Raw genomic sequence first — 15,608 nt, 5'->3', positions numbered from 1 at the left:
CTGAGGGAGTTGAGTTTCAAACTATCTTATCTGCTTCTCGTTTATCCGACATTTTTTTTAATGCGTCTTTCTGTCGCATCGGTCGTTTTCGTTTCGGGTGCTTAAAAAGGTAGGGATTAGGGAATGCAAGGTTTTTCGGAAAAATACTACCCGAAGGGCTGGAGATTTTTCCAGAAAACAGGAGGCTTGACCTTGCTTTCCCGTACAATCCCGGAGTTACCTTTGCACCCAGCACGAAAATGACTGCCTGATGCGGCTCACTGAAAGGCGCGAAAATGGAGGTAAACGGAAGTGGAGGCAGATTAGACAGGAAAACTTCAAAAGAGAAATCCGTGAAAAAGACATCCCCAACAGAAAAGAACATAGCCGGTAGCGTGAAACCGAGCAAACCATCGGCAAGGAAGTATGTTTTTATCTGTTTGGCCAAACGTGTTTGGTCGGATGGATAAAATCATTCTTCCCGGTTTGTCTGCCGTGAGTGACGGCTTGTTCCATTTATGGAATGTGCGGTCATACACGGCTTTCCGCTTCCGGCTCAAAAGGACAACGAAAAAAGAAAAATCGTCAAAACCCCGTAAAAGCACCTCTTTGGCATAAGCACAAAAGAAAGGGGCCTTGTCTCATCAGTCTAAACTATTGTTTAGGCGTGAGGCAAAGCCCTTTTCTCCGCTTATGCGGCAGTCGGCACACGTTCGTTCAAAATCTTTTTGGGCGATGGTGTGCTGACGGATAAAATCGCTTTTACGGAAAAACTTGTGTGAGAAGAAAAAATCAGGAGATTCATTTCTAAATCTCCCGTTTTATTGTTACTTTTGCATACGAAGAGTTCTTTGAAGGTTACGCAACGCACAGAAGAATAATGCAGTAGATAACTAACTAATTCGTAACCTATTACTATTATGAGCGATTACCCAATGCTCATTTCCAATAAATTACACTCTTTTCGTAACTTCGGGTGGCAAAGTTACAACAAATAATTGAAAAAGTGCACGATAAGAAGAAAAAACAAGACGGAAAGTTTGCAACAAACAAAAATAGTTGTACCTTTGCAACCGCTTAGTAAAATTATACTCAAAAACAAAAAGTTATGTATTTAGACGCAGCAAAAAAACAAGAAATCTTTGGACAGTACGGAAAGTCTAACACTGATACTGGTTCTGCAGAGAGCCAGATTGCATTGTTTTCATACCGTATTTCCCACTTGACGGAGCACATGAAAAAGAACCGTAAAGATTATAGTACTGAAAGAGCTTTGACTGGTCTGGTAGGTAAGCGTCGTGCTTTGCTGAACTACTTGAAGGAGCGTGATATCGAGAGATACCGTGCTATCATCAAGGCTTTAGGATTGCGTAAGTAATTCCGAAACTGCTGAAGATTTAACCGCTTTTCCTGAACGGAAAGGCGGTTTTTTTATTATTTTTGCAGCCGTGCTTGCGCACTTTGCACAGGAATATCAATTCATAAAAACAAGAATAACATGAACAAAATCAAGAAAATGATTCCCGACGCTCTGGCGGTAGTGTTCTTTATTCTGATCGGTCTGGCCTATTTTTATGTGCCGACTACAGAAGGACTGGTACTGACCGGTCACGACCATACCGGAGGTTCGGGTTCCGGAGCGGAGCTTCAGGAGTATTATGAGCGCACAGGAGAGCGTACCCGCTGGACCAATTCGCAGTTTGGAGGTATGCCTACCTATCAGATGTCGCCGAGTTACAGTTCAACCGACACGCTTTCGGCCGTAGAACGCGTGTATCAGTTGGGTCTGCCCACTTATGTGATGTATGTATTCATCATGCTGCTGGGTTTCTACATTCTGCTGCGTGCCTTTAATTTCAAGGTATGGATGGCGGCTTTAGGTGCCATTTTGTGGGCTTTCTCATCCTACTATTTCATCATCATTGCTGCCGGTCATATCTGGAAATTCATGGCCCTGTCTTTCATTCCGCCTACGATTGCCGGAATGGTGCTGTGTTATCGCGGCAAATATATTGCCGGTGGAGTTGTAACGGCTTTCTTTGCCGCCTTGCAGATTTTCTCCAACCACATTCAGATGAGTTATTACTTCCTGTCTGTGATGCTGTTGATGGCTCTGGCCTATCTGATTCAGGCCGTGCGCGAGCATCGCGTGGGCGAGTGGTTCAAGGCTACCGGTGTGTTGGTTATTGCCGGAATCCTGGGTGTCTGCATCAATCTGTCCAATCTGTATCACACTTATCAGTACAGTAAGGAGAGTATGCGCAGCAAGTCTGAGCTGACTCATAAGGATATCAAAGACCCGTCGAACCAGACCAGCAGCGGTTTGGAGCGTGACTATATCACTCAGTGGAGCTATGGAATTGGTGAAACATGGACACTGTTGGTTCCAAACACCAAGGGAGGTGCTTCCATGCCGCTGACCATGAACGAAACTGCCATGAAGAAAGCCGATCCGCAGTTCACACCGATTTATCAATCGCTCGGCCAGTATTGGGGCGAGCAGCCCGGAACCAGCGGACCGGTGTACGTAGGAGCCTTTGTGCTGACCCTCTTTGTACTGGGATTGTTTATTGTAAAAGGACCGATGAAATGGTGTCTGCTGGCAGCTACCATCCTGTCCATCCTGCTTTCTTGGGGAAAGAATTTCATGGGATTCACCGACTTCTTCCTCGATTATGTTCCGATGTATGACAAGTTCCGCACCGTGGCCTCTATTCTGGTTGTTGCCGAGTTTACCATTCCTTTGCTGGCCATGCTGGCGCTGAAGGAACTGCTCGAAAAACCTGACCTGCTGCCACAGCGCATGAAGGCCGTCTATATCAGTGCCGCACTTACTGGCGGTATAGCTTTGCTGTTTGCCCTGATGCCGGATGTATTCTTCGGTAATTATATCTCTACCATGGAGCAGGGCATGTTCCAGCAGGCTGCTCAGGCCGGATACATTCCGCAGGATATGATTATGCCAATCCTGAGCAATCTGGAGGATATGCGCCGTGCCATGTTTGTTTCGGATGCCTGGCGCAGTGCGCTGATTGTGGCTATCGGTCTGTTACTGCTTATTGCCTTCCGCATGAAGAAGATGAATGCTACGATGGTTACCGCCAGCCTGATTGTGCTCTGTCTGATTGATATGTGGCAGGTGGACAAGCGTTATCTGAACGATGAGATGTTTACAGAACCGGTAAGTAATATGAAGGAAACCGTCAAGACTCCAGCCGACGAGATGATCTTGCAGGATAAGAGTCTGGACTACCGTGTGCTGAATATGGCTTCGAATACCTTTAACGAGAGTAATACCTCTTTCTTCCACAAGAGCATCGGCGGTTACCATCCTGCCAAGCTGAGACGCTATCAGGAAATGATCGAAGAACATATTGTTCCTGAGATGAGCGCTTTCGGCGCAGCTGCGGCCAAGGCCGGCGGCGTATTGGATTCCATTAACGGCGATTCCATCTTCCCGGTATTGAATATGCTCAACGTGAAGTATGTGATTCTTCCTTTGCAGGAAGGCAAGACCTTCCCGGTACTGAATCCGCATGCCAATGGTAATGGTTGGTTTGTAAGCAGCGTGAAGTATGTGAACAACGCCGACGAGGAGATTCTGGCCCTGCACGACACTCCGCTCAAGGAAGTGGCTGTGGTGGACAAGAAGTTCAAGGAGCAGTTGGGCAACGCTGCCGAGCAGCAGCCTAAGGACAGCCTGAGCACCGTGAAGCTGACCCACTATGATGCCAATGCGCTTACCTATGAGATCAACTCGCAGAAGGGTGGTGTGGTTGTCTTCTCCGAGAACTATTACCCGGGATGGACGGCTACCATCGACGGTAATCCGGTAGAGATAGCCCGTGCCAACTACATTCTGCGTGCCATTCAAGTGCCGGCCGGCAAGCATGTGGTAGAGTTCAAGTTCGATCCTACCAGTGTTCATGTCACCGAGGGTATTGCCTATGGTGCATTAGTCATCCTATTGCTGGGCGTGCTGTTCCTGATTTGGAAAGACCGTAAGGCGATATTCAATTCTTAATCCATAAGAGAATCCGTGTCCGTGTTCCGTAAGGGAACGCAGGCACGGATTCTTGCTTTTTCAAGACTTTGTCAAAAACTAAATAAAAGAACCGTTATGGAAGATAATACCAGTAAAATCCAGATACGTCCGTTGCAGATGGACGATTACACTCAGTTGGCCCAATCCTTCAAGCGTGTGTATGCCGACGGCAGCGATGTGTTCTGGACCCGCAAGCAGATAGAAACGCTGCTGCGCCTTTTCCCCGAAGGACAGATTGTCACGGTGGTCGATAACAAGATTGTGGGCTGTGCCCTCTCTATCATCGTAGACTACAATCTGGTGAAGGGCGACCATACTTACGCCCAGGTTACCGGAAACGAAACCTTCAGTACACACAACCCGAAGGGAAACATTATGTACGGCATCGAAGTGTTCATCCATCCCGAATACCGGGGCATGCGTCTGGCACGCCGTATGTATGAGTACCGCAAGGAACTGTGCGAAAAGCTGAATCTTAAAGCCATTATGTTCGGCGGTCGTATTCCGAACTATCATTTGTATTCCGATACGCTCCGTCCGAAGGAATATATCGAACAGGTGCGCAAGCGTGAGATTTACGATCCGGTGCTTACGTTCCAGCTCTCAAACGATTTCCATGTGCGCAAGGTGATGAAGAACTACCTGCCCAATGACCAGGAATCCAAGCACTATGCCTGCCTGTTGCAGTGGGACAACATCTATTATCAGCCTCCAACGGAGAACCCGCTGCCGGTGAACAACAGCGTGCGTGTGGGCCTTGTGCAGTGGCAGATGCGTAATTATCATTCTATCGACGACCTGTTTGAGCAGATAGAATTCTTCGTGGATGCCGTTTCCGGCTATCAGAGCGATTTTATCCTCTTCCCCGAATACTTCAATGCCCCGCTTATGGAGGAGTTCAACCATATGAGCGAATCGCAGGCCATCCGCGGACTGTGTTCCTATACCGACGAGATCCGCAAGCGTTTTGTCGACCTGGCCATCAGTTATAACATCAATATCATTACCGGAAGCATGCCGCAGCAGCGTGAGGACGGTCTCTATAATGTGGGCTTCCTGTGCCGTCGCGACGGTTCGTATGAGATGTACGAGAAGATTCACGTGACGCCCGAGGAGGTAAAGAGCTGGGGACTGACCGGAGGAAGCCTGATCCGTACATTTGATACGGATTGTGCCAAGGTGGGTGTGCTGATCTGTTATGATGTGGAGTTCCCCGAACTGGCACGTATCATGGCCGACCAGGGAATGCAGATTCTGTTCGTGCCTTTCCTCACCGATACGCAGAATGCCTATTCCCGTGTGCGTGTCTGTGCTCAGGCCCGCGCCATCGAAAACGAGTGCTTCGTGGTGATTGCCGGAAGTGTGGGTAACCTGCCCCGTGTGCATAATATGGATATTCAGTATGCGCAGTCCGGTGTGTTCACGCCGTGTGACTTTGCTTTCCCGACAGACGGAAAGCGTGCCGAAGCCACTCCGAATACGGAAATGATTCTGGTTTCCGACATTGATCTGGATCTGCTCACCGAGCTGCATACTTACGGAAGCGTGCGCACACTCAAAGACCGCCGTAAGGATCTCTATGAGCTTCGGTTCAAGAAAAAAGGCGATTCCTGATTCTTTAAAATCCCTCATATCGGGTCCTGTTCTCACTCCTCAAAAGGGTAGAACAGGACCCTTTTTAATTCCTTTATAAATATTTTCCACTAAAAACTTGTTTTATATCGAAATATTTCTCATCTTTGCGATATGAAAATAGTAACCACATAAAACAAAGATGCAAATGATTAAAGTTGGAGCCATTATATTGGCAGCGGTAATAGGAATCTACTTCCTGTTCCGTGGGGGAAATAAAGAAAATAGTAACAAACAAATAAAGGAGAAAAAAGTTATGGAACTGACAAAGAAAGATTTTTTGGAGAAGGTAGTAAACTACGAGCAGAACCCGAACGAGTGGAAATTTCTGGGCGACAAGCCGGCCATCATTGATTTCTATGCCAGCTGGTGCGGCCCTTGCAAAGCCTTTGCTCCGGTGTTGGAGGAGGTAGCCGAAGAGTATAAGGGAGTTATTGACGTGTATAAGGTAAATACCGAGAATGAGGAGGAATTGGCCGCTGTATTCAATATCCGCAGCATCCCGACCATCCTGTTCATTCCGGTGAACGGACAGCCGCAGATTGTGACCGGTGCCATGCCTAAGCCACAACTTATCGAGGCTATTGAGCGTGTGCTGTTGCAGAAGTAATCCGGTTCGGAAGATTATAGTAAAAAAAAGGAGTGCGCCCGCATGAGATCATCTCATGTTTGGGCGCACTCCTTATCTTTTAAAATTTTCAACGTGATGATAATTTATTTTCGACAGGATGAAATTTAAAAATCATCCCGACGAAAATTTTGGATCGTTTTATACCATCAAAGCGGCAACCAGGGCCAGAATGGCGTAGAACTCAGGCAGAGCGGCGTAGATCATGGTGTTGGTCTGCACATCGTGACCCTGAGCGATACCCATGATACCGTTGGCACAAACCTGTCCCTGACGGATGGCTGAGAACAGACATACCAGACCGACACCCAGACCGATACCCAGCATCAGCGGGCCTTCAGTAGTGAAGTCGCGTCCCATAGACATCAGGAAAGCCACAAAACCGTACAGACCCTGAGTAGCCGGCAGAGCCGAAAGGATCATGTAGCTGGCAGACTTTGAAGCGTTCTTCTTCAATGCGCCTTCGGCTGCATTACCTGCGATTGTTGTACCATAGCAACTTCCGATTCCGGCGAGAGCCAACATCAGGCCCAGACCCAGATAACCTAAAATTTCATTCATAACTTTAATTTTTTATTGTTTCTGATTTTATTTATTCTTTTTCTGTTACTGTAAAAGGTTTGTAAGCTTCACCCTTGCCATCGTAGCCGGAGTTCTTGAAATACTCCACAAAGGTAAGACGCAGCGGGTGAACGAAGGCACTCAGACAGGACATGGCAATGTTCAGTGTGTGTCCGAATACCAGAATCAGGGCGCAGAAGATGATGCCCAGCACGCCTCCTGCCGCATCCTGTACCATAAAGGCCAGTTGGTTGAACACACCGCCCAGCATGGCACCGGCCAGTCCGAGGGCATAAAGACGGATGTAAGAGAGCACGTCGCCCATCAGTCCTGTGGCCATGTTGTAAGTGTCCCACAGTCCGGCTCCGATATTGACCAACACATTGCGGTGCAGGTTGTTGAGCAGGTAGATGCCAATGGCCGAAATGCCGCCCACCACGATGAAGCCCCAATAAGATACCTGTTCCGGTATCAGCTGGAAGAATGACAGGCTGCCCAAAGCAACGAAGCCCACCACGAGCAGCAGCCAGCCCCAGTCGCTGAGCGACTCCTTGAAGCCGAAGCGTACGGTAGCGCCGATGGCTTTCACGGTCATGGCGATGCAGATGTGAACCACACCGATGATCAGTGCCAGCAGCATCTGCTTGTCGTAGTTCGTCTCACCGATCTTTCCGGTAATCATGAACTGTTTCATCCATTCCGGCACATCGGCCTTGAACAGGTCCACTCCAAAGAAAGTACCCAGAATGGCACCAAAGATGGTTGTAGCGACACCCAGTGTGATGACCAGATTCATCATGCCTGCCATGGATTTGGACAGTTTGCTCTTGAGATAGAAGCCCAAAAGGATCAGGGCCAGTCCGTATCCCGCGTCGCCCATACAGAAGGCGAAGAACAGGGTGAAGAAGGGCGCGATCATCGGCGTCGGGTCAAACTCGTCGTAATCGGGCATACCGTACATGCCGGTCAGCACCTCATACATGCGGGTGAAGGCGTTGTTGCGCAGCAGGATGGGCACATGGTCGCCCTTGCGTGCTTCGCGCATCTCGTAGTACACTTCCTGGCTGTCCAGAAATTCGCGTACCATCTGTTCCTTCGGGGCCGGAATCCAGCCTTCGAGAATCATCACCTTGTCTTCGGCGGCGCGGGCTGTGCCCAATACCACCTGGTCGAAGGCCACGGAAGAATGCAACTGCTGCAACCAGGCCTGAAGATCCTTAAGATGCTTGTGGGCGCAGTGGTCTATCTGCTTCTGAATAGCCTCGGCGGCATGTTCATGCACCTCTTTCTGCTGAGTGGCTTCCTGAAGGGAGCGTTGAGGCAGAGTCACCGCCTCGGCATCCAGATCGGGCTGCTGTCCGGCAGGGGTTACGGTGATGAAGTACAGGCGGTCGCCTTCCTTATTGATCAGAGTGGCGCAGAACTGCTCTTCCCATTCCGGATTGAAGTTTCGGGCCGGGCAGGTGAAGAAGCGCACCTCATAGCCGTTTTCTTTCAGGCGGCTGATGTTTTTCGGGTCGAAATTGCCCCACACTTCCAGAGCTTCCTCTTCTTTGCGGCAGCCCTGCACGAGACTTTCCTGAGCCTGTTTCTCGGCCTGAAGCTGTTCGATATGTTCCAATGTCTGCGGACCTTTGGCAGCATCGCCTTCATGAGCCGACGGCTCGATGTCTGCAAACGATTCAATCATCCGTTTGATACGGTCGGCCAGTTGGATGCGTTCCTGCAGCACCGAGGTGTCGCTGCTTCCTTCCTGAGCCGTCTGGATATGCAGCACGCCCAGATCGCGTATCCGTTTCAGGAACTCCTCATATTCCTTATGATAGACCAGAAACGTGAGTTTTTTCATTTTCGTAATCATACGGCTGCCTCCTTTCTTTTTTCCTGAATGGTTTTCAAGATCTTCTGAGAAGACTTCGACAGGTTTTCCTCGTCCTCCATAAAACGCTTGATTTTGCGCAAGGCATCCTGGTAGCCCGGAATCTGTACCTTCTCAAAAAGATTCACCTTCTGGGTAGTCTTTTTGCGGGCATATTCCAGAAGGCCCAGCTTGGCCAAAACAAATTCCCTTTCGATGGCGGTCTTGGCGAGTCCCTGAAGCAGGGCAATGCCGTCGTAATACCATTTCGGGGCGTTGAACAGACTGAAAGGCTTTACTTCCAGCTCCACATTCTGAAGCATGGGAACCCGCACTCCGGCAATCTTGCGCACCGACAGGCTGACATCCTTGACACCTACGATAGAGGGGTCGAACTCAGCCCAAAGGGCAAACATGGATTCGTATGCCTGAATGCTTTCCTCCAGCTTCTTTTCCAGTTCATTTGCTTCGGCCTTACATTTCTTGACTTCCATACGCAGGGCACTCTCCTTGTTCTTGATAATCGGCAGAGTGCGTACGCGCACCTTCAGCTGTTTTTCCAGCAGCTGAAGTGAAGTTTTATTATATTGAAACTTTATAGCCATGCTATTTTATTTTTATTTTTTCCAAAACTCATCCACCAGCTCTTTCTTGATGTTCACCTCTTCGGGTTTGAAGTATTTGCTGAAGAGGCCCCAGGTAACATCCAGCATCTCTGTGGTGTTCAGGTTCACATCAATAGCCAGCAGCTTGTCTGCGTAGTCCTTGGCGAAGGCCAGCGTACGCTCGTCGTAGTTGGTCAGGTCGAAACCGTTTTCCATCTTGGTCTTGGCATTGGCGGCGTCGGCATACAGGCGCACGGCGGCGTTCATCACCTGAGGATGGTCCTTGCGGGTCTTCTTTCCGGCTACCAGCTGTTTCAGACGGGACAGAGAGCGGAACGGGTCTACGATAACCTTACCGATGTCGCTGTCGCGGCGCAGGAACAACTGACCCTCGGTGATGTAACCGGTGTTATCCGGCACGGCGTGGGTGATATCGCCACCGCTCAGGGTTGTTACCGCAATAATGGTGATGGAACCTCCTGACGGGAACTGTACGGCCTTCTCGTAAATCTTGGCCAGATCGGAATACAACGAACCCGGCATGGAATCCTTGGATGGGATCTGGTCCATACGGTTGGATACGATGGCCAGTGAGTCGGCGTATGAAGTCATGTCGGTAAGCAGCACCAATACTTTCTCGTTCTTCTCAACCGCGAAGTATTCGGCAGCGGTCAGTGCCATATCCGGCACCAACAGACGCTCTACGGCCGGGTCTTCGGTGGTGTTCACGAAGCTGACGATACGGTCGAGCGCACCGGCGTTGGAGAATACATTCTTAAAGTACAGATAGTCGTCGTTGGTCATACCCATACCGCCCAGAATGATCTTGTCGGTCTGTGCACGCAGGGCCACCATAGCCATCACCTGGTTGAACGGCTGGTCCGGGTCGGCGAAGAACGGAATCTTCTGTCCGGAAACCAGGGTGTTGTTCAGGTCGATACCGGCGATACCTGTAGCAATCAGTTCAGAAGGCTGTTTTCTGCGCACCGGGTTTACAGATGGTCCGCCGATTTCCACTTCCACACCTTCCACCTGCGGTCCGCCGTCAATCGGGTCACCGTAGGCGTTGAAGAAACGTCCGGCCAGCTGGTCGCTCACTTTCAGAGTAGGAGCCTTGCCCAGAAAGACCACTTCGGCATCGGTAGGAATACCGCCGGTACCTTCAAACACCTGCAAGGTCACTTCGTCTCCGGCAATCTTAACCACCTGGGCCAGCTTGCCGTTTACCATAGCCAGTTCGTCGGCGCCCACTCCTGTTGCTTTCAGCGAGCAGGTGGCTTTGGTAATCTGGCTGATTTTTGTGTATATCTTTTGAAATGCTTTTGTAGCCATAATCGTTTTAGTTATTCAGTTATTTTGCTCTTCGCTCGTCCAGCAGGGCAGCAATCTGTGCCTTGTAGTTCTCAAACTGCTCGCTCTTGTAAACGGCATAGTTCATCTGCTTGCACAGGTTGATCAGCTTCTTGAAATATTCCATTACCTCGAGGAAGGTTTCAAAGTTGAACTCGGTGTGGCAGATCTCGATGACCAGATTCAGCAGGTCTTCCTGACGCTCCAGCGGCGTAACGGCATCCACCTCGTCGAAGGCATCCTGTTGCAGAATCACGAAGTCGATGACCTCTGACTTCCAGAAAATCACGTGATATTCTACCGGAACACCGTCATCACCCAAAATGTTGATCTGCTCGGCAATCTCCTTTCCGCGCAGCAGACGGGTCTTCAGCTCGTTTACCTTAGTGGTCCACTCGCCGTTGATGCGTTCGGTAATGTAGCTTTCAAACTCCGGATACTCCAGATATTTTGAGTAAGAGTCAATCGGATTCACAGCCGGGTAGCGCTTGCGGTCCGCACGGTCCTGCTCCAAGGCGTAGAAACAGCGGGCCACCTTCTTGGTGTTCTCGGTTACCGGTTCCTTGAGGTTACCTCCGGCAGGAGATACCGTACCGATAAAGGTGATGGAACCGGTCTGTCCGTTGTTCAGATAAACGAATCCGGCACGGCCGTAGAAGTTGGAGATGATGGCAGACAGGTCCATTGGGAAGGCATCCGGTCCGGGAAGTTCCTCCATACGGTTGGACATCTCACGCAGCGCCTGTGCCCAACGTGAAGTTGAGTCGGCCATCAACAGCACGCGCAGACCCATAGAACGGTAATACTCGGCAATGGTCATGGCGGTATATACAGAGGCCTCACGGGCAGCTACCGGCATGTTAGAGGTGTTGGCGATGATGATGGTACGCTCCATCAGCTTGCGTCCGGTGTGTGGGTCAATCAGTTCGGGGAACTCGGTGAAGACCTCCACAACCTCGTTGGCACGCTCACCGCAGGCTGCGATGATTACGATGTCGGCCTCGGCCTGTTTGGAAATGGCATGCTGCAACACGGTCTTACCCGTACCGAACGGACCCGGGATGAATCCGGTACCGCCTTCTACAATCGGGTTCATGGTGTCGATGGTACGCACACCGGTTTCCAACAGCTTGAACGGACGCGGCTTTTCCTTATAATTGGTCATGGCCACTTTTACGGCCCATTTCTGTACCATGGTTACCGGAATCTCGGTTCCGTCTTCGGCAGTCAGCACGGCAATGGTGTCATTGCACAGATATTCGCCTTCCGGAACGATGCTCTTCACCACGGCAGTTCCTTTCATGGCAATCGGAGCCATGATCTTAAGCGGCTGATGGTTTTCTTCCACCTCGCCCAACCACGCTGAGGCTGCTACGGTATCGCCCGCCTTGACCAGTGGCTTGAACGCCCATTTCTTGTCCTCGTCAAGAGGATAAGTATATTGTCCTCTTTTCAGGAACACACCCTCCATCTTTTCCAGGTCGTTTTGCAGACCGTCGTACTTCTTGGAGAGCATACCCGGTCCCAAAGTCACCTCGAGCATGTGACCGGTGAATTCGGCTTCAGCGCCCACTTTCATGCCGCGGGTGCTTTCAAAAACCTGAACATAGGCATTCTGGCCCACAACCTTGATCACCTCTGCCATCAGTCTGTCGCCGTTTACGGTGATGTAGCAGATTTCATTCTGTGATACGGGACCATCTACCTGTATGGTTACAATATTGGAAATTACTCCAATAACAGATCCTTTTGTTGTCATATTTGATATTGATTATTTTATACGAAACTCAGACGGCACTTCCACCTCGTCCTTTAATTGTTGTATCATATCCCGGAACACCTGTCCGCCGCGCTCTTTGTCCACAATGGTCCAGCGCTCGATGATGTTCAGTTTCTGCAGGAAGGCAAAAATCTTTTCAATGGAAAAATAATGGAAGAAGGTATGCTCTTCAAGCCAGTTCCATTTCAATAGGTCGATTTTGCGCTCCTTTTCCACCGGATCGCTCAGTTCGCTGATAGACATCAGTTCGTGGATCTGTTCGAAATCCGAACCGATTCCGAAATCGCGTGCAGCCGAAGTGGCCAGCAGATGCACCAGGTCGCCCTGGCCTACCAGAAACGAAGCCGGCGGGAAACCAAAGCGGCGTGCTGTCAGGGCAATCAGGATATTGTTTACATTCTGGTTGAAAGTAAACCATTCCTTTACAAATGTATTTTTCACCTTGCAAGCCTCATCATAGTAGTATCCGGTGAGTATGTCTTCAGGAAGATTGCCGTTGCTTTCTTCTTTCAGCTGGCTGTATTCCCGGATGAAGCGATACATGTATTCCGGCAGAAGGGTGCAGGCTTCATCACGCTGGGCTGCACGCACTTCCTCTTCAAGTTCCTCGCGGGTAAACAATCCCGGAAGTGGTTCGCTGTCTTCTTTCTGCTCCAGCACATTCAGCAGGTTCTGATTGTCGTATTGCAGATAAAAGAGTTCAACCAGTTTCCGGTCCTCCGGAGCGAGTTGAGGGAGATATTCGTCCTTAAAGTCTGAAACATGAAAAGGAAGTTTGGAGTCGTCGAGCGCTACATCCGGCATGCCGGCTACCAAACAATAATAATTCTTCATAACAATAGACTTAGAACAACATTTCAATCAACTGTGGGCGCAGGAAATCTTTCAGGTAATTGATAAACTCTTCTTCACCGAAGTTTATTTTATAAGAACCGTCGGCCGGTGACACGGAAAACAGCACATCCTTACCATTGATCTTGTTGATGGTAAGGCCTTTGTCCAGCAACTCTTTGGCATGGCTGGCAAAATAGGCTTTCAGCTTGTCGGCTTCCGGAGCGGAAATGACCATCTGCTCCTTCTCGTCCCAACGGGATGCGAGAGACACCAGAAACTGTCCCAGAAAATCGGTGTTTGCAGTGGCTTTCTGAACACCTTCCTTTAAGAGCTTGTCCGAGATCAGTGTGGTAATCTCCGATTTCAGGGCATTGACAGCCTGATCGGTATAAAGTTTCAGTTCCGACTTGGTATTCTTGTCCAGTTCGGCCGCCTTTTTCTCTGCTTCGGCAGCCAGCTCCTGAGCCTTGTTCTGTGCCTCGGCAATGATACGTTGTGCTTCTGCCTGAGCATCTTCAATGATACGCTGAGCTTCAGCTTTTCCTTTCTCTACACCTTCGTGGTAGATCTTATTCGTTAGTTCATCGATCTTCTCCATATTTTAGATTTTAGTGATATGCGTGTTAATTTGATGCGGCTAAATTTACCGATTATTTTCGTCATGGCAATACCTTCTGAGGTTATTTTTTTCTGCAATGTCTTAAATAGCGCCTTAATGATCATAATTGGTTACTTATGTAAAAATCATATTCAGCAGGGGAGCCGATGTTTTGTTTATAAGGTATAACGGTTTGCCACGGTCAAATATGCAACGCTATTCTTTGCATCAAGAAATGAAAAGATGTACCTTTGCACGGCAATTACAAATAAAAGAAACTTAATGGCAGACAAATCGTTAAAAGACAAGACCGCAAAGGGGCTCCTTTGGGGCGGGTTGAGTAATGGTATGGTGCAGATACTGAATGCCGTGTTCGGTATCTATCTGTTAAACTTGCTTACCCCACACGACTATGGTATGGTACAGGTGCTGAACGTGTTTTCCTGTGTGGCTGCCAGCTTGCAGGAGAGTGGCTTTATTGCTGCTTTGGCCAACAAGAAGAACCCGACCCACAAGGACTATAACGCTGTGTTCTGGTTCAACATCCTTTGCGGCAGTTTCCTTTATGTGCTGTTGTTCTTTTTAGCTCCTTATATTGCCGATTTCTATGACGAACCGCGCCTGACTCCCTTGGCCCGTTTCCTTTTCCTGAGTTTTCTGATCACCAGTTTCGGCATCGCCCAGCGGGCTTATCTGTTCGGGCATCTGATGGTGAAGCAGACTTCCATCATTTCGGTACTGGCCTTGCTGATTTCCGGAGTAGCCAGCATTATCATGGCTTACAACGGATTTGCCTATTGGGGACTGGCGGCTCAGGGAGTGCTTTATGTGACGGTTATCGTCATCATGAATTGGTATTATTCTCCCTGGCGCCCCACGATGCAGTGGGATTTCGGCCCGATTCGGGAAATGTTCGGATTTAGTAGCAAACTGCTGATCACAAGTCTGTTTACGCAAGTGAACCGCAATGTGCTGTCTACCTTGCTCGGAAAGTATTACAACACCAATGTTGCCGGACAGTATGGTAATGCCAATAAGTGGAACGAGATGGGATTCAATATGATCAACGGAATGATTTCCGGAGTGGCCCAGCCGGTATTGGCACAGGTGAAGGATGAACGCCAGCAGAGCATTCATGTGTTCCGCAAAATGCTTCGTTTCACCTGTTTCATAGCATTCCCGGCCATGTTGGGACTGGGATATATCGCCCATGAGTTTATTCTGATTACAGTGGGCACAAAGTGGCTGGAAAGTGCTTCTTTGCTGAGCATGCTTTGCGTGTATGGTGCCTTTGTGCCGGTAAATACGCTATACTATATTCTGGTCATCAGCCAGGGAAAATCAAACATCAACATGATTAACACCATCGTGTCCTGCGTGTTGATATGGGCTTTGATGATCGGCTTGCACTCTTACGGTCTGTATGTCATGGTGAAGGCATTTATCGCCGTGAATGTATTGTGGACCCTGGTGTGGCATTATTTTGCCTGGCGGCTGATTCGCATCTCTTTGTGGGATGTGATTAAGGATATTGTTCCTTTTGCCGCAATCACCGTTGTTTCGATTGCACTCAGCTGGCTGGTTACGTTCCGTATCGAGAACAATCTGCTGCTTTTGATCAGCAAGATTCTCACCACGGCAGTCTTTTATGTCGGTATTCTTTATGTGAGCAATGCCAATATCCTGAGAGAAAGCATGCAGTATATTTTCAAAAATAAAAAACACAAATCGTAAGATA

The 15,608-nt window shown here is 49.1% G+C and carries 13 protein-coding genes; 5 read left to right on the top strand and 8 right to left on the bottom strand.

Annotated features, from left to right (window positions below):
• Window positions 1–16 precede the first annotated feature (16 nt).
• On the bottom strand, window positions 17–427 hold the full coding sequence (locus tag DXA74_RS16430; RefSeq protein ID WP_172770184.1) for a hypothetical protein: 411 nt from the start codon (window positions 425–427) through the stop codon (window positions 17–19).
• Window positions 428–1,087: 660 nt separating this feature from the next.
• Between DXA74_RS16430 and rpsO the strand changes: the two genes are divergently transcribed.
• The 4 genes from rpsO to trxA all read left to right on the top strand — a co-directional run bounded on the left by rpsO (window position 1,088) and on the right by trxA (window position 6,266).
• Window positions 1,088–1,357 carry a 30S ribosomal protein S15 gene (rpsO, locus tag DXA74_RS05310; RefSeq protein ID WP_118525787.1) on the top strand — a complete coding sequence of 90 codons (270 nt, stop codon included), beginning with the start codon at window positions 1,088–1,090 and terminating at the stop codon, window positions 1,355–1,357.
• A 120-nt stretch (window positions 1,358–1,477) separates the two neighbouring features.
• A complete protein-coding gene (locus tag DXA74_RS05305; RefSeq protein ID WP_118525786.1) occupies window positions 1,478–4,003 on the top strand; it encodes a YfhO family protein in 2,526 nt (841 codons plus the stop codon).
• Between the two features lie 96 nt (window positions 4,004–4,099).
• Entirely contained in the window at window positions 4,100–5,638 is a 1,539-nt protein-coding gene (locus DXA74_RS05300; RefSeq protein ID WP_118525785.1) for a bifunctional GNAT family N-acetyltransferase/carbon-nitrogen hydrolase family protein, read from the top strand.
• 160 nt (window positions 5,639–5,798) lie between these two features.
• The gene (gene trxA, locus DXA74_RS05295; protein WP_118525784.1) at window positions 5,799–6,266 is read left to right on the top strand and encodes a thioredoxin; all 468 of its coding nucleotides are present in this window, start codon (window positions 5,799–5,801) and stop codon (window positions 6,264–6,266) included.
• Window positions 6,267–6,425: 159 nt separating this feature from the next.
• Here the strand turns inward: trxA and DXA74_RS05290 are convergent, their stop codons facing one another.
• From DXA74_RS05290 to DXA74_RS05260, 7 genes are read right to left on the bottom strand one after another with little or no spacing between them, the layout of a single operon-like run.
• Window positions 6,426–6,845 carry an ATPase gene (locus tag DXA74_RS05290; protein WP_118525783.1) on the bottom strand — a complete coding sequence of 140 codons (420 nt, stop codon included), beginning with the start codon at window positions 6,843–6,845 and terminating at the stop codon, window positions 6,426–6,428.
• Between the two features lie 31 nt (window positions 6,846–6,876).
• Entirely contained in the window at window positions 6,877–8,706 is a 1,830-nt protein-coding gene (locus DXA74_RS05285; RefSeq protein WP_118525782.1) for a V-type ATP synthase subunit I, read from the bottom strand.
• Window positions 8,703–9,308, bottom strand: coding sequence for a V-type ATP synthase subunit D (locus DXA74_RS05280; RefSeq protein WP_118525781.1), 606 nt, complete (start codon window positions 9,306–9,308; stop codon window positions 8,703–8,705). Before DXA74_RS05280 ends, DXA74_RS05285 begins: the two co-directional genes overlap by 4 nt.
• 12 nt (window positions 9,309–9,320) lie before the next feature.
• Window positions 9,321–10,640, bottom strand: coding sequence for a V-type ATP synthase subunit B (locus DXA74_RS05275; protein ID WP_118525780.1), 1,320 nt, complete (start codon window positions 10,638–10,640; stop codon window positions 9,321–9,323).
• Between the two features lie 19 nt (window positions 10,641–10,659).
• Window positions 10,660–12,417 carry a V-type ATP synthase subunit A gene (locus DXA74_RS05270; protein WP_118525779.1) on the bottom strand — a complete coding sequence of 586 codons (1,758 nt, stop codon included), beginning with the start codon at window positions 12,415–12,417 and terminating at the stop codon, window positions 10,660–10,662.
• A gap of 12 nt (window positions 12,418–12,429) precedes the next feature.
• Window positions 12,430–13,272, bottom strand: a complete 843-nt coding sequence (locus DXA74_RS05265) for a DUF2764 family protein (RefSeq protein WP_118525778.1) — start codon at window positions 13,270–13,272, stop codon at window positions 12,430–12,432.
• A gap of 10 nt (window positions 13,273–13,282) precedes the next feature.
• Entirely contained in the window at window positions 13,283–13,870 is a 588-nt protein-coding gene (locus DXA74_RS05260; protein ID WP_118525777.1) for a hypothetical protein, read from the bottom strand.
• Between the two features lie 282 nt (window positions 13,871–14,152).
• Between DXA74_RS05260 and DXA74_RS05255 the strand changes: the two genes are divergently transcribed.
• A complete protein-coding gene (locus DXA74_RS05255) occupies window positions 14,153–15,604 on the top strand; it encodes a lipopolysaccharide biosynthesis protein (protein WP_118525776.1) in 1,452 nt (483 codons plus the stop codon).
• Window positions 15,605–15,608: the final 4 nt, after the last annotated feature.

The sequence above is a fragment of the Bacteroides sp. OF04-15BH genome (genome assembly GCF_003477995.1).
Lineage (GTDB): Bacteria > Bacteroidota > Bacteroidia > Bacteroidales > Bacteroidaceae > Paraprevotella.
The sequence above is the reverse complement of the archived record's forward strand: the minus strand, read 5'-3'. Positions and strand labels throughout refer to the sequence as shown.